18 protein-coding genes, 1 pseudogene and 1 CRISPR repeat array are annotated in these 18563 nt (G+C 68.8%); of the genes and pseudogenes, 12 read left to right on the forward strand and 7 right to left on the reverse strand.

What is annotated here, in order from left to right:
* Window positions 1–340: 340 nt before the first annotated feature.
* The 4 genes from WHN02_RS22285 (at window position 341) to WHN02_RS22300 (ending at window position 3361) form a co-directional block, all read left to right on the forward strand.
* Window positions 341–715 (forward strand): LppU/SCO3897 family protein, encoded by a 375-nt coding sequence (locus WHN02_RS22285; protein WP_434740653.1) that lies wholly within the window; start codon window positions 341–343, stop codon window positions 713–715.
* Window positions 716–880: 165 nt separating this feature from the next.
* Window positions 881–1723, forward strand: coding sequence for a nucleotidyltransferase domain-containing protein (locus tag WHN02_RS22290; RefSeq protein ID WP_434740654.1), 843 nt, complete (start codon window positions 881–883; stop codon window positions 1721–1723).
* A 91-nt stretch (window positions 1724–1814) separates the two neighbouring features.
* On the forward strand, window positions 1815–2168 hold the full coding sequence (locus WHN02_RS22295) for a PadR family transcriptional regulator (protein ID WP_434740655.1): 354 nt from the start codon (window positions 1815–1817) through the stop codon (window positions 2166–2168).
* Window positions 2165–3361: a hypothetical protein gene (locus WHN02_RS22300; RefSeq protein WP_434740656.1), complete on the forward strand. Its 1197-nt coding sequence runs from the start codon at window positions 2165–2167 to the stop codon at window positions 3359–3361. The genes WHN02_RS22295 and WHN02_RS22300 overlap by 4 nt, the downstream gene beginning before the upstream one ends.
* A gap of 2574 nt (window positions 3362–5935) precedes the next feature.
* On the opposite strand, the pseudogene WHN02_RS22305 reads toward WHN02_RS22300, so the two are convergent.
* Together WHN02_RS22305 and WHN02_RS22310 are read right to left on the reverse strand one after the other, a co-directional pair.
* A pseudogene (locus tag WHN02_RS22305) lies at window positions 5936–7203 on the reverse strand (IS701 family transposase).
* Between the two features lie 642 nt (window positions 7204–7845).
* Window positions 7846–8244 carry a putative quinol monooxygenase gene (locus WHN02_RS22310; RefSeq protein ID WP_434740657.1) on the reverse strand — a complete coding sequence of 133 codons (399 nt, stop codon included), beginning with the start codon at window positions 8242–8244 and terminating at the stop codon, window positions 7846–7848.
* Here WHN02_RS22310 and WHN02_RS22315 point away from each other — a divergent pair.
* Window positions 8171–8371, forward strand: a complete 201-nt coding sequence (locus WHN02_RS22315; RefSeq protein WP_434744128.1) for a hypothetical protein — start codon at window positions 8171–8173, stop codon at window positions 8369–8371. The two genes, WHN02_RS22310 and WHN02_RS22315, sit on opposite strands and share 74 nt — an antisense overlap.
* On the opposite strand, the gene WHN02_RS22320 is transcribed toward WHN02_RS22315, so the two are convergent.
* A complete protein-coding gene (locus WHN02_RS22320; RefSeq protein WP_434740658.1) occupies window positions 8368–8763 on the reverse strand; it encodes a DUF4190 domain-containing protein in 396 nt (131 codons plus the stop codon). The two genes, WHN02_RS22315 and WHN02_RS22320, sit on opposite strands and share 4 nt — an antisense overlap.
* Window positions 8764–8962: 199 nt before the next feature.
* Here WHN02_RS22320 and WHN02_RS22325 point away from each other — a divergent pair, with 199 nt between their 5' ends.
* From WHN02_RS22325 to WHN02_RS22335, 3 genes are all read left to right on the forward strand, one after another.
* Window positions 8963–9529: a Chromate resistance protein ChrB gene (locus WHN02_RS22325; protein ID WP_434740659.1), complete on the forward strand. Its 567-nt coding sequence runs from the start codon at window positions 8963–8965 to the stop codon at window positions 9527–9529.
* Window positions 9526–10713, forward strand: a complete 1188-nt coding sequence (locus WHN02_RS22330) for an MFS transporter (protein ID WP_434740660.1) — start codon at window positions 9526–9528, stop codon at window positions 10711–10713. The genes WHN02_RS22325 and WHN02_RS22330 overlap by 4 nt, the downstream gene beginning before the upstream one ends.
* Before the next feature lie 134 nt (window positions 10714–10847).
* A complete protein-coding gene (locus tag WHN02_RS22335) occupies window positions 10848–11321 on the forward strand; it encodes a hypothetical protein (RefSeq protein ID WP_434740661.1) in 474 nt (157 codons plus the stop codon).
* Between the two features lie 276 nt (window positions 11322–11597).
* Here the strand turns inward: WHN02_RS22335 and WHN02_RS22340 are convergent, their stop codons facing one another.
* Complete coding sequence (locus WHN02_RS22340) at window positions 11598–11822, reverse strand: hypothetical protein (protein WP_434740662.1); 225 nt, start codon at window positions 11820–11822, stop codon at window positions 11598–11600.
* Between the two features lie 306 nt (window positions 11823–12128).
* Between WHN02_RS22340 and WHN02_RS22345 the strand changes: the two genes are divergently transcribed.
* The gene (locus WHN02_RS22345) at window positions 12129–12419 is read left to right on the forward strand and encodes a hypothetical protein (RefSeq protein ID WP_434740663.1); all 291 of its coding nucleotides are present in this window, start codon (window positions 12129–12131) and stop codon (window positions 12417–12419) included.
* Window positions 12420–12940: 521 nt separating this feature from the next.
* A CRISPR array of direct repeats spans window positions 12941–13456; the repeat unit is 28 nt; unit sequence CTGCTCCCCGCGTACGCGGGGGTGATCC.
* An 82-nt stretch (window positions 13457–13538) separates the two neighbouring features.
* On the opposite strand, the gene WHN02_RS22350 is transcribed toward WHN02_RS22345, so the two are convergent.
* The 3 genes from WHN02_RS22350 to WHN02_RS22360 all read right to left on the reverse strand — a co-directional run bounded on the left by WHN02_RS22350 (window position 13539) and on the right by WHN02_RS22360 (window position 16752).
* Window positions 13539–14750, reverse strand: coding sequence for a hypothetical protein (locus WHN02_RS22350; RefSeq protein ID WP_434740664.1), 1212 nt, complete (start codon window positions 14748–14750; stop codon window positions 13539–13541).
* 311 nt (window positions 14751–15061) lie between these two features.
* Window positions 15062–16153, reverse strand: a complete 1092-nt coding sequence (locus tag WHN02_RS22355) for a M23 family metallopeptidase (protein ID WP_434744028.1) — start codon at window positions 16151–16153, stop codon at window positions 15062–15064.
* Between the two features lie 44 nt (window positions 16154–16197).
* On the reverse strand, window positions 16198–16752 hold the full coding sequence (locus tag WHN02_RS22360; protein WP_434740665.1) for a hypothetical protein: 555 nt from the start codon (window positions 16750–16752) through the stop codon (window positions 16198–16200).
* Window positions 16753–16917: 165 nt separating this feature from the next.
* Here WHN02_RS22360 and WHN02_RS22365 point away from each other — a divergent pair, with 165 nt between their 5' ends.
* From WHN02_RS22365 to WHN02_RS22375, 3 genes are all read left to right on the forward strand, one after another.
* Window positions 16918–17466, forward strand: coding sequence for a hypothetical protein (locus WHN02_RS22365; RefSeq protein WP_434740666.1), 549 nt, complete (start codon window positions 16918–16920; stop codon window positions 17464–17466).
* Complete coding sequence (locus WHN02_RS22370; RefSeq protein ID WP_434740667.1) at window positions 17463–17747, forward strand: hypothetical protein; 285 nt, start codon at window positions 17463–17465, stop codon at window positions 17745–17747. The genes WHN02_RS22365 and WHN02_RS22370 overlap by 4 nt, the downstream gene beginning before the upstream one ends.
* Window positions 17748–17837: 90 nt before the next feature.
* Window positions 17838–18509: a hypothetical protein gene (locus tag WHN02_RS22375; protein WP_434740668.1), complete on the forward strand. Its 672-nt coding sequence runs from the start codon at window positions 17838–17840 to the stop codon at window positions 18507–18509.
* The last annotated feature ends 54 nt before the right edge of the window (window positions 18510–18563 follow it).

An 18563-nucleotide genomic window follows, 5' to 3' on the forward strand; every position in this document is an offset into this window, starting at 1 on the left:
CACACGGTGCCACGCTCCTGACGCGGGTACCGCCGCATGAATCAGGCCCGCCGCAGCGGGCCGAGGGTCTCGGACGTTTACCGTCGTCCATCGGGTCGTGCTCCTCCTCGTGTCAGCGGAGGTCGCAGTCTGGCATGGGTACCTGGTAGAAAGCTGACAGTCCCGCGCCTGGCTGATCCTGCCCGCGAGGCAGCACTTGCCACACCCCTTGTGCGCGCCGCGCTGGACCTGGCCGTCCGAGGGGGTTCGAGCGGCGGCAGCCCGGCCCGCCGCATCGGTTGACGGCGATCCCTAGCATGGGATGCATCGACAATGATCGAAGATTTGCCTTGGAGCGCCGATGCCTTTACCTGTCGGAGGGGGTGCTCGGTCCCCGGGTTCACGGGTCGCCCGGGTCGTCGTCGCGATCGCCGTCGTCGTCGGCCTGATCAGTTGCGTCCTCGGCTTCGTCCGCAGCGCCAGGGATCTCCAGCGGCTCAACGCCGACGTCGGTGACTGCGTGACCGGGGAGACGGAAGCGGACGTACGCATCGTCGACTGCGCGGACCCGACGGCCCTCAGGCGGGTCCTGTACGGCACGACGACGCCGAGCCCGGTGACCCAGGACGACCTCGACAAGGCATGTGCCGACGCCCCGCTGGCCGACCACATCTTCTGGAAGACGCTAGAGGACGGCACGGTGCTGATCCTGTGCCTGGAGACCCTGAAACCCTGACCTTCGGCACCTGGAACGCGGCGTGCCTGCGCTACCCCCGACCGACGGGCGGCGTCCTCCCGGATCCAAGCCCGGCAACAGTCACGCGGCCGAGGTCGAGGGTGAGCATGCGACGACGGTACGAGAATCATGCGCCGGGACACCAGATCGGGAAGGGTGGCGTGGATGGCCGACACCGAACAGGGCGCGATCCTCGACCGGATTCGTGAGGCCCTCTCTCAGGTGCCCGGCGTGGCGGGACTCGCGCTCGGCGGCAGTCGCGCCCGCGGCACCGCCGATCAGAGCTCAGACGTGGACGTCGGTGTCTACTACCACCGCCACGATCGGCCCGACATCGCGACGCTCGGCGCGGCTCTCGCCCGCCTCGACGACGACGGCGACGGCGGGTGCACCGGGTACGGCGAGTGGGGTCCCTGGATCAACGGTGGCGGCTGGCTCGTCGTCGACGGCGTCAAGACCGACATACTGCTGCGCGAGATCGACCGGGTCCGCACCGTCGTCGAGGCATGCGTCGCCGGGCGGCCCGAAATCCACTACCAGGTCGGCCACCCGCACGGGTTCTGCACCGTGATCTATGCCGGCGAGGTGCACCACAACCTGCCCTTCCACGACCCGCAGGGCACACTGGCCGAGTTGAAGACGCTCACCGACCCCTACCCCGAGCCGCTCGCCACGGCGCTCGTCACCCGGTACGGGTGGGAGTCGAAGTTCAGCCTCGACACGGCGGCCACCGCAGCCGGCCGGGGCGACGTCGCCTACGTCGCCGGGTGCGCCTACCGGGCGGTCGCCTGCCTCAGCCAGGTGTTGTTCGCCGCCGCCGGCCGCTACCTCCTCAACGAGAAGGGCGCGGTGACGCAGGCGGCGTCCCTCCCGTCGGCCCCTCCCGGGTTCCGGGCCGGCGTCGAGGAGGCGCTGGCAGCGCTGTCCACCGATCCCACCGACCTGAAGCGTTGTCTGGCCCGGCTGGCCGCCGTGCGGGCGGACGTATTGGCCGGTGTCCGAACCTGAGCACCCGCCCCGGGTCGGGATGGACCCTGCTTCGACGTGCGTGACCAGCACCCCCTGGCACGATAGTCAAATCATTTGTATATTCGGCGGCGTGACACGTCCGATGAGGGAACCGACATTCTGGATCCTGACCGCCCTGGTGGACCGGCCCCGCCACGGATACGGGGTGATCCAGCAGGTCACGAAGCTCTCCGGCGGGGAGACGCGACTGCTGGCCGCGACCCTCTACGCCGCGCTGGACCGGCTGACCGCCGAGGGCCTGACAGAGGTCGACCGGGAGGAGACCGTCGACGGGCGGCTCCGCCGCTACTACCGACTCACCCCCGAGGGCGACACCGCGCTGACCGCGGAGACCCACCGACTCAGCCGCAACGTGCAGATCTCGACCCGCCTGCTGAACGCCCGACGCCCACCCGCCGGACCGGCCACTGTGGCGTTCGGATGAACACGACCCGCCCCGCGTCGTACCGGCGCCACCGGCTGCTCGCCCGGGCCTACCCACCCGGGCCGCGCCGGGCCGAACTGCTCGACACGCTGCTCATGGTCGCCGAGGAGACGGGCCGCACCAGGCCCACCGCCCGCGAGGTCGTCGACGTACTCAGCCATGCACCACGGGCCCGGCTGGGACGACCGGGCAACCGGGTGGTGGTCCCCGTCGCCGTCGTCGTGGCGATCCTCACCGGCTTCGTGACCGCATCGCTGACCGCCCGCCTCCACGGCGAGACCGACCGGCCGCTGCCCACCACCACGGAGATGGCCGACATCGCCGAACTGGTCACGCCGGGTGTCGAGGTCCCACCGCTCGAACGGCACGACCGGGTCTTCGTCAACGGCAACGGTGAGGCCCAGTTCAGCCACGTCCGATACCAGGCCGACCACGTCACAGCGATACCCGACCTGCACGTGTACGGCACCGGCGTGGCCGCCCGGCTCACCGCTGCCGGGTGGCGACTCGGCCCGACGTCGTACGCGGGCCACACCGACCTGCGTACAGCCGAGACCCTGACCGCCACCAGGAACGGCTGGGTGCTGACCTTCGACAACTCCTACCGCTCCCTGGAACCGACCGACGGGGGACGGTTCGACGTCTCGGTACGCCGGGCCGAACCGGCCGCGATGCCGGTCGGATTCGCGGCCGGAGGACTACTCGGCCTGGTCTCCGGATGGTTCCTCACCGGCTGGGCGAGCCGCCGATCCGAACACCACACGGCCGCCAGCGGAGTCCTCGTCCTGCTGGCAGTCGTGGCCGCCGGCAACTCCGTCTTCCTGGTCAGCCACGTCATGGTCGACCTCGTCGCCGTCGTCGACCAGGGATTCGCCGTACACGAGGGACCGATCTGGTCATGGACCGTCCTCGGCGACGAAGGTCTCCTCCTGCTCGCCCCGACGATCCTCGCCGTCGTCACCGCAGGAGTCGTCCTCACGCTGCTGCGCCGACCCCACGGGACCACCGCGCAGCGGCCCGCCCGCAGAACCGCCCTCACCCCCGGCGGCTGGACGACGCTACTCACCCTGACCGGCCTCGCAGCGATCAGCGCATGCACCGCCCTGGGGTACGTCGGCTTGATCGTCGCCGCCGTGCTCATGACGATCGTGTTGAGGACCTACCTGGTCATGACCCGACCAGCCGGATCATGACCAGTCGGGCACGACGACAGCGACCAGCCCGCTGTCGGGGCGGCACCTCAGCTCGCACCATCTCAACCCACCGCCTCCCACCTCCAGGGCACACCAATTCGGATGTCACCCACCGGTGCAGCAGACACTCATGACCTACGGGGAGCGAATGTAGTCATCGACGTCACGTCAGACAATTCGCAACGACGACTCACGCACGACATCATCCGACGCCAGGACCTTCTGAACACGCTCCAGCACCCAGCAGTATCGGAGAATATCGATGCCTTTGCGGGTGGTTGGCCTCTCGGGCAGGGTACTTGTGTCGCCATCGTGGCCGTCGTGGCCATCGATGGACATGGTCGAGGGGTTGGGTGGTGGTGATCAGGGGTGCCAGGAGTCGGCGGACCTCGCCAAGGGTGAGGGGGGCGTGAACGGGGCCGCTCTCGGATTCGGTGCTCCCTTTTGGCGGGATCGGGGGCGACGGCGAGGTAGGCGTTGGCGCACCGAACGAGAGTTGTGTGTCGGCACGAGGCGTCGTACCGGCGGACCTGGTAGAGGTCCAGGCCGACCCGGTTTTGGCGACCTGGAAGCACCTCTCGATCACCCACCGCGTCCGGCGATGCGAATCAGGCCCTCGGCGAGTGTCCTGGTCGGGCCAAAGCAGAGGTAGCAGGGCACGTCCGTGGGGTCAAAGGATGCTGCGGCGGATCAACAGCCACTGTGCGTGTCCGTCGTCGCACTGGCCAGGCCGACCACGGCCCGGTGATAGAGGCCGTAGCCCTTTGGCGCCATCGCCGCAGCTGCGGCGTTTTCACGCCGGGGCCGGCGCGGCCGCGGCGAGGACGCCGGCGGAAGTTGCCCATCTTGTGGGGATCCGCTGGTTGCGGAACAGGGCGAGGACGTCGCCGATGCACTGCTGCTGCAGCCTGTGTCCGGAACTCGGGTCCTCTCCGTAGACCTCCTCCGCGGTGACCCACTTCGCGGGCAGGCGCAGATCTTTTGAATCGCATAGAAGGCAGAGAGAGGAAGGTGCCGAGTGCCAGTGAGGAGTCATTTCACGTAATGCAGAGATAGTAGCTACTCGGACAAATGAGGTAGACCGGCTTCAACTGGCTACCTAAGTCTTTCCACCCCTACCACCCCTGACACAACTCGGCCTACCCTTGCGTCGAAGTGGCATGCTGGGCGACGTGACGGCCGGCTCCCAACCGTTCCCAGAGCATCCATTCCGGGGCGAACCCACCGAGTGGAGGCCACGGGGAGACTTGAGGCCAGTTGCGAACCTCAGGTCCGTCAGCGCAAGGCACGCGGAGAACGCCAGACTCCACTCCGAACCACCTTGACCGCCGTGGCGGTGCTCAACCATCATCCGCCAGGAAAGCAGTCTGCGAAAGATCACCGTTCAAAAGATATTGAACTAGAAAGGAATGAATCATTGGGACGTTGGAAAACTTGCGGGGTACTAGTAGTGACAGCCTGCACCTTGGCGGCTTGCGACGGCGCGGATGCCGGGGTTTCTTACAAGCCCCCCGTTCTACCCATGGAATGCTTGATAACGCTGAAAGAAATCAGCTGCTCAATACAGGGATCCGTCACTACACCCATCGGAACGTTCGGCCTCGAGACCGACATCCTTCATCGCCCTCACGAACAGGAGGTCACCAGTCCAGGCGAAACACCAGGCGCCCTTATCGTTCGCCACCGAACGGGCGGCACCGTGAGGGACACTTTATATTCCACTCCCGCTGGACGCGGGTTGACCGTTACCGGGAATGGACGCTTCCGTATCGACCAGTTCGGCTCTCGCACACTAGTCGACGTCTCGGACGGCACCACCACCGAACTACTCATCAAGGATTCTGCAGAACCGGACCCTTCCTCGAAATCGGCAGCAGCAGATTCCAACAAGAACAGAACTGGCTCAACCTCTGCAGGGGAAAAGCAATTCCGAACTGCCAGCAAATCAAGCTTCACTCGGGCGCCTTACGGGAGATCCACTCACACTGACCGGTCCTACTCCGCGGAAGTCGTTGGCGTCACCAACAAGAACAACACCCTAACCGTGAAGATCGATGTTCGCGGGAAATCCGACCTACGCGATCCCACCACTTCATGCATATCGGTTACCGGAAGTGATGGAAAGTTCTTGATCCACCCGCACGCATCCAGATTCACTGTCAGCACACCGGGACACCATGTCGGCACCCTAACGTTCCCTCTTCTACTTACCGGAACATACAGGTTCCAGTACTCATGCGAAAGCGACTATTCGAGCGCCACCCTGGGTCGGGCTTTGGTTCCGAATCTAGGGATCGCTGCATACAGCGAAAGATACTTCGCCGTCATCTTCGCGGTTCGCAACAGAGACAACGACTTGCAGGTGACGTTCGCGGCCGCTGGCCTGCCCGACCTACGGGATCCAGACGACTCGTGTCTGCAGACCCCAAGTGGACGGAAGGAAGGCACCTACTCAAGCACTGCGGACTCGACTCTGGGTGGGCGGTTCACATCCGGAACCGTCACATTCTCCGATGCTCCGAAGGCGGACTTCAGCTACTCCTGCAGTAGCGGATATCCACTGATTCGCGTGCCCTAATACTCCAGCAGGAGATCCGTTTCAGGGTTCGGTGAGGCTTGTCGGGTGTAGTGGCTGGTCTTGGCTGCGGCCTGGTGTTGGCGTCGGAAGATGGACCAGGCGATGACGTCGCCGACGTGGCGGGTGGGTTCGATGATCAGGGCGTGAAAGAGCCGTCGGAGTTCGTTGACGGTGATCGGGATCAGGTCATCGGTGGTGGTGTTGGCTGCTGCTGCTGCGGCGGCGGCGGCGAGGAATGCGTGGGCGGCGATGACGAGGGTGGTCCAGCGGTGCCAGGTTCGCCAGCGGCGGTGTTGGTGCTGGTCCAGGCCGAGGCCGGTCTTGGCGGTCTGGAACGATTCCTCGATGCTCCACCATCGACCGGCGACGGTCACCAGGTGGCGCAGAGGAACCGGTTGGGGTGACCAGCAGCGGTAGAACGCGAGCTCGCCGGTGGTGTGGTTGCGGCGGATCAGCAGCCAGTGGTGACCCTGGTGTTCGTCGACGGCCAGGGGCAGGGTGACGAACGCCCAGTCGTGGTAGCGGTGGCCTTTCGCTCCCTGGCCGGCGGAGATCCGTTGCCAGGCTTGTGTCGGGAGGCCGGCGGCGATCTGGTCCGCTCGGTGGATGCCCAGTCCGGTGGGGACCCGGTGCGAGCAGGCGACCGTGAGGACGTGACCCTGGTCGTGGCCGCGCAGGGCCTTGGCCAGGTGCGGGTCACCGCCGTAGGCCTCGTCGCCGGCAACCCAGCGGCACGGCAGCCCGCCTGCGAGGGAGGTGTCGATCAGCCGCCGCGCCAGCTGCGGCTTCGTGGCGAATCCGACGCTGTCAGGCACTCCCGCCTCTGCCCGACGTGAGGGATCGTCGGCCCAGGACCTCGGCAGGTAGAGAGCGACGTCGACCAGGGTGTGCCCGGCTGGTGAGGCATAGGACAGGTGCACCGCGAGCTGGCAGTTCTCGATCTTCCCGGCGGTGCCGGAGTACTGCCGTTGCACCCCGACGGTGTGCACGCCCTTCTTGAGGTCACCGGTCTCGTCGATCAGGAGGACCCCGTCGGGGTGCCCGAGTCTGACCGCGATGAAGTCCCGCCGTCGGCACGGACCTGCGCGTCGTCCTACCTGGCCCGACCGATCAGGTCCTGCATGCCACCCGGACCGTCGTCACCGGCGTGCTCCGCGATCGTCCAGCAGTTCTTGGTCGGCAGCGGCGCCAGCAACCCGGCCACGAAGTCCCGAACCCGACGGCGGGGCTCCGGCCGACCGAACCGCGACCCGATCACGTCCATCAGCTCGTCGAACAGCCCAGACCACCGCTGGACGTCTACCCTGTAGGCGGCAGCCACCGCCGTATCTTTGGTCCACACAACCACGAGACTCAGCGGTGGCTGCTCCATGCCCACGGACAGAACCACACCACCGCAGCAGGCCAGAACACATCTCCTGCTGGAGTACTAAATGCCTCGTCTCGGAACGTTGATCGGGTAAGCCGCCGGTTCTGAGGATGCATCGAGCGGGCTGTCCTCCAGCGATTCGAGCCTGGGAGGTGGTGACTGACAGGTAGACGGCCGGAGGTGCTCGTCCTGCAGGTGTCGATGGCCGAGGGCCAAAGGTTCACCCGGCAGCGGGGTACCCGGTGAAGCTGCGGGGACGATCGTGTTGTTGATGTCCGCCCAGGGTTGGCCCGACCCCGACATCGCCCACCTGCTCAAGGCAATCGAGGACTACGTCCACGATGTGATTCACGCGTTCAACGAGCGGGGGTTCGACCCTGATGCCGGCGTACGGGTTCTCGTGCGGAGACGTGTACGACAGGGCGAATCCACGACGAGACCACGGCCCTGTCCACAGCCTCGCCGATTACCCACCGTTGGTGCTGTGCGTGCGCTGCTGCGCACCGATCTACCGAGGTGAGGTCGCTCGGCGATGCCCTACGGCTCCTCGACTCCGGCGACTCGGTACTTGCGGACGCTCGCATGCCGCAACGGAGGAAGTTCCATGGGCGCAGCATCGGCGGTACGGAACCGGTGCAGGTGGTCGTCGGACTCCCACCGTTCGTAGACGTTGATGAGGGTCGGGTCGAGTTGGTCCGCTGCCTGCACGAAGTCCAGGCAACCCGGCGCAGCACGGGCCAGGCGGGTCACCTCTGCGACGTCGCTGAGGTACCGATCGCGATCAGCGGGATCGACGTGCAGAACTCCAGCAATGATGATCAAAACTTCTCCTCGCGGCTCCTCGGAGCGGTCAAGGCCGACGATGTCACACGAACCCCTCACGTCGCTGCCGATCGACCCGAGCGGGCAGACGGAGCTGCCGCCCCTGACCTCCACCGACGACGAGCCTGCCGAGGACCTCGACATCCTGCGCCACTCGGTGGCCGGCTGGGCGTACGGCAAGGGGTCTGAACCGCCCGGTTCGGCGGTTCAGACCCCTCGCCCTGCTCGACGCCGGTCCTAGTCGGACAGGTTCTGCCGGAGATCCTGGACCTGGCTCTCCAGGCGGTTCACCGCGCTCTGGTTGTTGAAGACCGTGGTGACGCCGGCTGCGGCGACCAGCGCCAGCACGACCGCCAGGACGCTGAGCACCAGGCCACCCACGGCGACACCGCGACCGGTGACGCCGGGGCGTCGGGTCATCCGCAGTCCGACGACGCCGAGGACGACGCCGACGATCCCGAGGACCAGCCCGACGACGGACAGGACGGCGGTCAGCACGCAGATCAGCGCCGCCACTCCGAACACCAGGGCGAAGGTGGAGGCCGCGCTGGTCTTCGCAGCGGTGCCGGTTCGGGCACGACGGGCATGGACCGGATGATCCGGGGCACCCGCCGACGGGTTCATCGAGCTCATGTTCTCTCCTTCCGCGCAGTCGCCTCGGTACGACCCGGGGGCATTCCCGTGTCGACAGGCGTTACGCCTGTCGTACCGGCGGGGGGGGTCGGGATGGACGACGGATGCTGCTGGACCACACCGGTCCGCCCCCACCGGCGCGTCGACCACACCGGGGGCAGCCATCCGGATGAATGTAACTGCTGCTACATTCTGGCGTGTGACGGATCCGGGTGGGGCGCAGCGGTGGTTGCTTCTGGTGTTGAAGGTGCCGGCGGTGCCCTCGAAACACCGGGTGGCGGTCTGGCGGGAGCTGCGTCGCATCGGCGCGGTCCCGCTCGGCCAGGGGGTGTGGGCGGTACCGGACGTGCCGGTCTTCGACGAGGGCACGACCCGCGCCGTCGACCTCACCGAACGGGCCGGTGGCCAGGCCATCTCGCTGACCGCGACCGGGCGTGGTGCGCAGGACGCCGCCCGCTTCCAGGCGCTGTTCACCGCCGCCAGGTCGGCGGACTGGGTGGAGTTCCTGGCCGACTGCGGCAAGTTCGAGGCGGAGATCGCCAAGGAGATCCGGACCGCCAAGTTCACCTTGGCCGAGCTGGAGGAGGAGGAGCAGTCGCTGGAACGGCTGCGGCGCTGGCACCGTGACCTCACCGCCCGGGACGTGTTCGGCGCCCCCGAGGCCACCGAGGCGGCCCACCGACTCCGGCAGTGCGTGGCGGTGTGCGAGGACTACGCCGAGCGGGTCTTCGCCGTCCTGCACGAGCCCACCGGGGAGGACCGTTGACCGCGACGACGACGGCGGCGGCCCCGGCCCGGCAGATGTGGCCCCTCTACGCGGCCGGTTTCACCACCGCGTTCGGCGCCCACGGCATCGCCGCCAACCTGGGGGGCTTCTCCGACGACGCGGTCACCTCACTGCTGGTGCTCGGCGGGTTGCTGGCCCTCTACGACGGCGCGGAGGTCCTCCTCAAACCCCTGTTCGGTAGCCTCGCCGACCGGATCGGCGCCCGCCCGGTGCTGCTCGGCGGCCTGGTCGCCTTCGCGGCGGCCTCCCTGGTGTACGTCGTCGCCGACAGTCAGAGCTGGCTGTGGGCCGCCCGGCTCGGGCAGGGCGCCGCCGCCTCGGCCTTCTCACCGTCGGCCTCGACGCTGGTATCGCGGCTCAACCCGGCCACCCGGCAGGGCCGGGCCTTCGGGTCGTACGGCTTCTACAAGTCCATCGGCTACACCCTCGGCCCGCTGCTGGGCGGTCTGCTGGCCTGGGCCGGGGGCCTACGGCTGCTCTTCGTGGTGCTCGCGCTGCTCGGTGCTGCCGTCGCGGTCTGGGCGCTGGTCGCCGTACCGGTGGTCGCGCCGCTGCCGAAGACCCGGCAGACGGTGCTGGACCTGGCCCGCCGACTGGCCGACCCCGCCTTCCTCGCCCCGACCGGGGCGCTGGCCGCCGCGACCGCAGCCCTCTCGGTCGGGGTCGGCTTCCTCCCCGTGACCGGCCGGGCGGTGGGGCTCGGCACGATCGCCACCGGCGCCGCCGTCTCCCTGCTCGCCGCCTGCGCCGCCGTCGTCCAACCCGCCACCGGCCGGGCCCTCGACGAGGGACGTCTGAGCACCAGGACCGGGCTGACCGTCGGGCTGGCGGTCACCGCCGCCGGACTCGCCGCCGCCGCCCTACCCGGACTCGCCGGGGTGCTCGCCGGTGCCGTGCTGATCGGCGTCGGCACCGGACTGATCACCCCGCTGGGTTTCGCCGCCCTGGCCGCGAGCACCCCCACCGAACGCCTCGGCCAGACCATGGGCTCGGCCGAACTCGGCCGGGAACTCGGCGACGCCGGTGGTCCGCTGCTGGTCGCCGCGGTCGCCACCCTGGTCACCCTCGCCTGGGGATTCGCCGCCCTGGCCGTCCTGGTCGCGGCGGGCGCGGCCCTAGCCCACCTGCGTCGACCCAGGACGGTCGGCCCCCCACCGCCCTGACCCGGGGCAGGCGCCGCAACCGTCGACGCCGTCACCCCGGTCGGTCGACCCTTCGGAGTGAGCCCCGACGTCCGGGATCACCCGTCGGCCGATTCGTACAAGACGACCCGGGGCGGCCGTGCCACCGTGGGGACATGACCATCGACATCGGCCGGGCGGACTCGTTCCTGGCCGCCCACGGACGCCTCCTGGACCGACGCCGCTTCGCCCTGCTCACCGGCGAGGCGACACCGGCGCAGCGGGCCGCGGTCCTCGCCAGGGCGCGGAGTTACCGCAACGGCGACGGCGGCTACGGCTGGGGACTCGAACCCGACCTGCGGACGCCTGCTCTTCGACACACGGGGTACACGTTCTTCGTCGACCCACCGACCGACCTGCTGTACGAGTACCGGAAGGACCTGTTCGCCTATGCCGTCATCATCGGTCTGCTGACACTCTCCCGTCAGATCGAACTCGGGAACCAGGAGGCCGCAGAAGCACGGAAAGAGGCGCAGGAAAGCGGCCGGCTCACCCTGAAATCCGGGGGCCGCACCATCGTCAAGGGCTCCCGCCGGTACCGCGACCGACTCGCACCACCCCAGGACGCACCGCCACACACCGACGCCTAGCCTTCGACGACCGGCCGGCTGATGTTCGTCGTGAAGGTGCTGTGCATCGCCGGCTACCTGCCCAAGACCGTGAGCGGCGGCGAGTGACGCCGCCGAAGTCGGTGAAGGGGGGTGCCTGTCGGTGACGGCAACAGGACTCGGTCCGCTCCTCGCCGCCACCCCGATCAGATGCGGGACAGGGCATGGTCCTGCCCGAAGAACAGACACATCGCCTGCGGCTGGACGCCGGTAACGGCCACAGCTACTGAAAACGGCCGTGACCAGGATGTCCGAAGATCAGCCGCTTCGACGGTTGCCATACTGGCGAGGACTCTGCACCGTGCCGGAACGGCCGTGGACACGGCTCGTGGTACCCCCGATGTGGTTGGCGGTGGCTTTGCCCTTGGACCGGCGTGCCGCCCGGTTCTGGAAGGGCTGCGGCTGCTCCTCGGTTCCCGCTTCGCCGTCGGCGGTGGGATCGGCGTCGCTGGTGGGATCGGCGTCGCTGGTGGCGTCGGCCATCGGTGTCTCCTCGTGCTGTTCAGGACTGGGCTGTTCGCTGCGGACCCGGAAGCATGGCCGCCGCGATACGCAGACGGTAGCGTGCAGGCCGACCCGAGTCGGGACCGACTGCCCGGGTGGACATCCAGTCACGCCAGCGCCCTCGACAGGGTGGTCCAACTCGACACCGTCCGCACACCCGAATTGCCGCATAACGGGCGTCACGACACGTTGCAGGTGCCCAGGTAGGTTGAATCGTCGGTGTGCTGACGGACGGACGTTGCCGCCGACCGTCCGCGAGGACCACATCCTCGAACAACTCGACCCATGCTGGCCATAGCCTTCTCCCCCGGCCGACTCACCGACACAGTCCGAGCCAGGGCCGACGCCCAACACGACGACACCGACCACCAGGCCATCACGGCAGCGGACCGGCCATTCCTCGACGCCTGCGCCAAGCAGGCCGTCCGCACCCAACCCGTCCAGGACGCCCTCCGCGCCCACGACCAGGCCGCGTTCACCACCGCCCTGACCACCACCATCGCCGCCCTGAACGACCCCGCCGACACGACCGCCTCACCGATATCCACGACGACCCGGCGTTCCGTACCGGCATGACCGACCTCGCCTGGAATTGCCTCGTGCCCCAGGTGGAGGCCCACCAGCAGCACCAGACCGACTCGCACCCGGCCGATCCCACGTCGATCGCCGCCAAGGCATTCGTCCCCACCGCCCGCGAACCCGACCGCCTGCCACCACCCACCCCGTCGAGGCCCACCCACCCAACTCGGTAGGCCCAGTCAGGACCACGCCCGCTGACACCCCAGCCATACAAGCCCCGGACCTGCAAACGACCGTCGAGCCTCCCCGACGCCGTCCACGGATCGCGACACCCGCCAGGCGTTGATCAGCAGCGATGAACCGCTGCTGGCCTACTGAGCAAGAGTCTCAAGCGGCTGCATCGCTTCCGCTCCCGATCGGCCGCCCAGCCCGATCCACCAGTCCAGAGAGCACCAGTACGCTAGGCCGACCGACCTCCAGCAGTCATCCACATGCGACGTGGGAAGCTCGTGATGACCTTCAGAACCAAAGTGAACGAAAACCGGAAAGTTGATCTTTAGCGCCCCAGTTCAAGAAGTCTGCTCCCCGCGTACGCGGGGGTGATCCGCGCACTGCCGAGGTGCGGGTTCGTCCAGACCGCTGCTCCCCGCGTACGCGGGGGTGATCCCTGAGCGGAACGCGCGAACGGCGCCGGCCCCGGCTACTCCCCGCGTACGCGGGGGTGATCCCGCAATGATGACAGCCTGACGCCGCAGGCTGGGCTGCTCCCCGCGTACGCGGGGGTGATCCGGTTGTTAACTCATCTAGGCGTGATCAACTACGCTGCTCCCCGCGTACGCGGGGGTGATCCGCCGAGCCGACCTGGAGACGTGGGCGCAGTACCCTGCTCCCCGCGTACGCGGGGGTGATCCGGCCCGCGTGACCCCAAAGCAGTGACCAAAAGTCTGCTCCCCGCGTACGCGGGGGTGATCCCGACTCGGACTCGTCGTCTCCTGGCCGCGACAACTGCTCCCCGCGTACGCGGGGGTGATCCCGTGTCGCTGATGGACTTGGCGAAGGTGGTGGCCTGCTCCCCGCGTACGTGGGGGTGATCCCTAGGAGTTGCCCCGCCGCTTCTGGTCTCACCGGTCCGGGTGGATCTCATACCTGTCTCGTGGGCCGACCTGAGTGGCAGTCCTATCGGCTGGGGGAGTCGAGCCCCGCTGCCGGGGTTTTCACCGCAGGAGCCTTCCCACCTGGGTTGGTACCGGTCTGGGGCGCGGCCATGGCGTTTCGGGTCGAGGCGGGGAAGGCCCGAGCGGCTCTCGTTGCCGGTTCGCTGCCGGTGGCGGAACTGTCCGCTCGGGTCAGGATTCCCGTCCGGTCTGTCGGCTGCTCTCCGCCGAAGACGCGCATGGTCGCCCTCGGGTCGCGGTAGGCAGCAAGTCGGTTTTCCGCGTACGTGACCTGCCCGATCGTCTCGGGCGAGGTGGACTCGCCGTCGATCTTCTCCGCCGCCGGCTGCCGGTCGGTCCAGAAGGCGAGCGCCGCCGCCCGGAGGCGTTCACCCTCGACACCGCCTGCGTACCGAATCCCCGCCTGCTCCGCGGCTGCCGGGACCGCCCGACCGGACAGTTCGGTGTGGGCCGCCTGTACCTGAACGTTGCCGTGACCGCGGTGCCTGGCGCCGGGATCGTTGCGCCCGTCGAGCTGGTCCTGCACCACCCGGCAGGCGAAAGCCGCCGGCATCCGGGCCCGGTCCACGAAGTCAGGCACACCACGTAGGAGGTTCTGCACGTCGTGACCGGCTCGCTGCGCCCTCTCCAACCTGGACGCCAAGGCATCCCACGCCTCGCACCCCAACACCTTGTCGGCTCGCTGCCCCGACGGCCACGCCCTGCGAACCTCAGCGGTCATCCGCTCCTGCCCGTCACGCACCGCCCCGGCGGACCTCGTCGGCCGGTCCGTAGCCTCATGTGCCGCCCGGTCGACGGCGTCGGACAGCACCTCGACACCGTCCGGCTCCTGCGCTGATTCCCGCTTCCCAGGAACCCGGCCGGTCCTCTTGGCGAGCTGGTCGACCACCATCTGCCGAGCCTGCTGCGCCCCAGGGTCGACGTGCTGCCACGTCGACGCGGCACGCCACACCCGGACGACGTCCTCCGTGCCCGCAGTACGCCACCACTCCGGCCGCATCGCACGCCGCCACACCGCCGCGTCGGCCTGCTGCGCCGCACGAGCCTGCGCGCGGAGCTGCCGAGACTGCTCCTCGCCGGCCTTCGCGGCGCGGCGAAGTTGCGCGATGCGGGCGTCGATCAGCAACCCGGCCAGTTGCCCGGCGACCTGGATCGCGCCGGTGACCGTCGCCGTGGCCCGCTGGTGAATCTCGGCCATCTCACTGTCGGGCACTACCCCGTCCTCCTCAACGATCCACGACCGGGGCGGAGCCGCGACGGTGTGGACCGGCCGCTGCGGCGGGCTGCTCTTGGATTGCACGTGAACGTGGTCGACGAGCTGCGCGCCTCACCGCGCCGACAACTCGGCGCTCGTCCTCGCCACGGCTGGCCACTGCGGCGAGGCGCCGCCGCGCCCGGCGCTAGAAGACCCCCGCCGAACAGCAAAACCTGCGGCCGACGAGCTGGCCGGGGAGGATCGGGCAGCGCAACGACACCGCTTCGGTCCTCTCGTCGTATCGAGGGGGACCGACAGTCCGTCGAAGATCACGGCCTCGCTCCCAGCGGAGCGCCGCGCTCCCGCATCCACGGAACCGGGTCGATCGCGTTGCTGCTGTTGGCGTTGTACGGGCCCTTCGGAACATTCACGTGCACCTCGAAGTGCAGGTGCGGCCCCGACGAGCCCCCACTGTTGCCGACGAAACCGATCACCGTTCCGGCGGCCACCCGCTGACCGACCGACACCTCCGGGCGGCGGATCAGGTGGCAGTACCGGGTCACCACGTCCCCGGCATGCCGGATGTCGAGGTACCACCCGCAGCCCCGCGACCGGGTGTGCCCGTCGCGGTCGCACGTGGTGTACCAGTCGCATGTGACCTGCTCCACCACGCCCGCCGACGCCGCACGGACCGGGTCGCCCCGCACGTTCGACGTCGACATGTCCACCCCGGCGTGCAACCGACCGTTACGTGGCCCGAACGGGCTCCCGACGAACGCCTTCACCGGCTGCACCCATCCGCCGGGTCCGACCGGAACCGGCCCCAGCTCACCGGTCCCACACGGTGCCAACGGCGCGCCCCCACCGACCTCCTCGATGCTGGACAGCCCCAGTACGTGCGCAGCGAGCCGCTCGGCGTCGTCCTCCCACTTCTGGTACTCCTCCGGGTACGCCGAGCGCTGCACCGCCTGCGCCGCGTCGGTCAGCCGCATCCGCTCCCACCCGTCGACCCGGACGAGGGCCTCGTAGAACTTCCCGGCGGCGTACGACGGCGTCATCCGTTCCCGCACGCTGCCCCACCCCGGCCGCTGCTGGAACAGCCCCACCGAGTCGTGGTCGGTGCCCGTCCCGTCGTGCGGCAGGGACAGCGACTCCGGCACCGTCGAGTTGGCCAGATTACGCAGCGTGGACTCCTGCATCGCCGTGGCCAACGCGATCACGTAGCCGCGCGGTGGAACCTCACGCTGACGGCCGACCGACGCGATCACCGTCGCGTGCCCGATCTGCGTCGACGTCCACTGGTCGAAGGCGGGAACCGGCGACGCCCCGGGTTCCGGGGGCACCTCACATGCTGCCGCCTCCGCCGCCGACTGGCCGAACATCAGCAGCGGAAGCCCGACCATTCCGCCGCAGAGCAACATCACCACAGCTGCCACCGCCACGACCAGCGACACCGCCTGGCGGTTCACCGGACAGTCCGAACGAAGTCGTTACCGGTGACCCGCCACCGGCCGTCCACTGCGGCGACTCGCACGGTCAGGGTGCCGCTGTCGGTCGGCACGTCGTACACCGCTCGGCCGTCGGTCGGCTTGGTTCGTGCGACCGGACGGCCGGTCACCCGGGTCGCCGGCACCTGTTCCGGATCGACAGTACGCAGTGTCTGCGCGAAGTCCGGATCGCAGCTGTCCGCGACCCCCTCCCACCACTGTCCGGCTGACAGGTCCGAGCGCACCCACGCGGCGGCGAACGCGACCACCACCCGAGGCGCCTCACCGGCCGGTGGTGTCCGTACCGGATCGACCCGATGGTCGTCCCCGCCGGGCTGCTCGCGTGACGACTCGTCGCTCGGAACCTCTACCGAGGGCGTCGGATACACCGGCCCGCTCACGCTCGGTACTCGCACCCCGTCACCCGGCTCGGCACCACAAGCTGTGGTCGCCACGACCACGAAGGTGAGCGTCACCACAGTCGACCATCGACGACGTTCGCCGTGCGCGCGGGCTTCTGCCCTGCGTGCCATTCCCCGCACCCCCGTGCCGTCGATCGTGCCCCAATGGAGCAGAGCAATCACCATAGATCTTGAATGGAACACGGTGCTACTGTCTGGTGCTCGTCGGTGACCTGCAGCACGGGGGAGGGATCGCATGACGGGTAGTAGTCACGCACGCCACCACACTCTCGCCACGTGAAGGGTGGTGGCGCCGCGACGATCCGCACGCGTCCCCGCCCCGCACCCGGCCTCCCCCTCACCGCGATTCCAGAGAATCACCTCAGCAGGGGGTGGCCACCGCTGTGGTGGGTCGGCTGCCACGGCGGTGCCGGCACGAGCACGCTCGCCACACTCGCCGGCTTCGGCGCGGACTTCGGTGCCTCCTGGCCGGCGCTGACCCCCGACATGCCGTCCGCCCAGGTGGTCCTCGTCTGTCGGGCGACCGCCACCGGAACCTGGGCCGCCACCGGCGTCATCGAACAGTGGAAGCGACGTCACGGGGTCTCCCGCCTGACCGACGTCGTCGGCGTCGTCGCCGTCGCCGCGTCAGCCCGCCGACAACCGAAGATCGTGACCGACCGCCTGCGACTCCTCGGCGGATGGACACCGAACCTGTGGCGCATCGGCTGGGTCGAAGCCCTTCTGGCCGCCGACGACCCCCGGGACGTCGGCGTCCCCCCGGACGTCGAGGCCCTCCGCCACGCCATCTGGCACCGAACACGAAAGCAGGAAGGGACACGATGACCACCCTCACGGCAGCCCTCGACCTGGTGCTCACCGCGCTGCCGGACCCCGGCGGCGGCGAAGCACCACCCGGAGTCGACGGAAAGATCCTCACCCTCCTCAAGTGGGTCGCATACCTCGCCAGCGCAGCCTGCGTCGGCGGCATGCTCTACACCGCCGCCCGGATGGCCATCTCCCACCGCCGCGGCGACGACACCAACGTCGCAGCCCTCGGCTGGGTCTTCGCCGCCTGCATCATCATCGGCAGCGCCTCCGGCATCGTCAGCGTCCTCATCGCATAGGCGGCAATCATGACCACGACACCACCCGCCCCGGACTTCGCCAACCGTCCGCCGTGGACCCGGCCCGGGTTCATCGCCGCCGCCGCACTGGTGGCCGCCATCATCGTCGCGGGCCTGCTCATCGCCGTACTGCCGAACGGCGAGGAGGAACCCGGCACCTCTGCACCACCAGCCGGGCCGACGCGGGCCGGCGGAGATCCGAGTCAGGCACTCCCCACCGAGGAGTCGCCCGCTGAGGTACCGACGACCGCGCCGAACGGCGTGACGTGGGAGTTGGTCGGCCCGCTTGCTGCACCGGTCAGCACCTCGGCCGGCCCGAAGCAGGTCACGGAGACATCGGCCGCCGGTTTCGCACACACCCCAGAAGGTGCCCTGATAGCCGCCACTCAGATCCTGGTGAGGTCCACCTTCACCCTCGGGCGCAAGCACTGGGAGCCCACTATCGAGCGGCAGTTCGTTCCCAGCGACGACCGGGATCGTCTGTTGGCCGAGCTACGCGCGTTGGACAGCAGCCAGGTCGATCCTGGCGCCTTCAGTCAGATCGCCGGTTTCAGCTACCAGTCCTACACCCCCGACACCGCAGTGATCGGACTCGTGCTTCGCGCACCTTCCACTGGCGCCCCGCAGTACCACGTTCTGTCACTGACGTTGCTCTGGCGAGACGGCGACTGGCGGATGCAGGCTCCACCCGGAGGGTCATGGGGCTCGGTCAACCGCCGGACCGATGACCTCACCGGTGTCGTTGCCTGGGGGCCCCGGTAGTGACCGCTTGCCCGCCGGCTATCCCCTGGTGTGTTCCTGGCCAGATCATCCGCA

This window comes from Micromonospora sp. SH-82 (genome assembly GCF_051132485.1).
In the GTDB taxonomy this organism is placed as follows: domain Bacteria; phylum Actinomycetota; class Actinomycetes; order Mycobacteriales; family Micromonosporaceae; genus Micromonospora.

What these genes read in the sequence shown, in the direction of transcription:
- WHN02_RS22285 (WP_434740653.1), top strand. Translation starts at nt 341, where the DNA reads ATGCCTTTACCTGTCGGAGGGGGTGCTCGGTCCCCGGGTTCACGGGTC.
- WHN02_RS22290 (WP_434740654.1), top strand. Translation starts at nt 881, where the DNA reads ATGGCCGACACCGAACAGGGCGCGATCCTCGACCGGATTCGTGAGGCC.
- WHN02_RS22300 (WP_434740656.1), top strand. Translation starts at nt 2,165, where the DNA reads ATGAACACGACCCGCCCCGCGTCGTACCGGCGCCACCGGCTGCTCGCC.
- WHN02_RS22315 (WP_434744128.1), top strand. Translation starts at nt 8,171, where the DNA reads ATGTCACACGAACCCCTCACGTCGCTGCCGATCGACCCGAGCGGGCAG.
- WHN02_RS22320 (WP_434740658.1), bottom strand. Translation starts at nt 8,763, where the DNA reads ATGAGCTCGATGAACCCGTCGGCGGGTGCCCCGGATCATCCGGTCCAT.
- WHN02_RS22335 (WP_434740661.1), top strand. Translation starts at nt 10,848, where the DNA reads ATGACCATCGACATCGGCCGGGCGGACTCGTTCCTGGCCGCCCACGGA.
- WHN02_RS22340 (WP_434740662.1), bottom strand. Translation starts at nt 11,822, where the DNA reads ATGGCCGACGCCACCAGCGACGCCGATCCCACCAGCGACGCCGATCCC.
- WHN02_RS22345 (WP_434740663.1), top strand. Translation starts at nt 12,129, where the DNA reads ATGCTGGCCATAGCCTTCTCCCCCGGCCGACTCACCGACACAGTCCGA.
- WHN02_RS22355 (WP_434744028.1), bottom strand. Translation starts at nt 16,153, where the DNA reads ATGTTGCTCTGCGGCGGAATGGTCGGGCTTCCGCTGCTGATGTTCGGC.
- WHN02_RS22360 (WP_434740665.1), bottom strand. Translation starts at nt 16,752, where the DNA reads ATGGCACGCAGGGCAGAAGCCCGCGCGCACGGCGAACGTCGTCGATGG.
- WHN02_RS22370 (WP_434740667.1), top strand. Translation starts at nt 17,463, where the DNA reads ATGACCACCCTCACGGCAGCCCTCGACCTGGTGCTCACCGCGCTGCCG.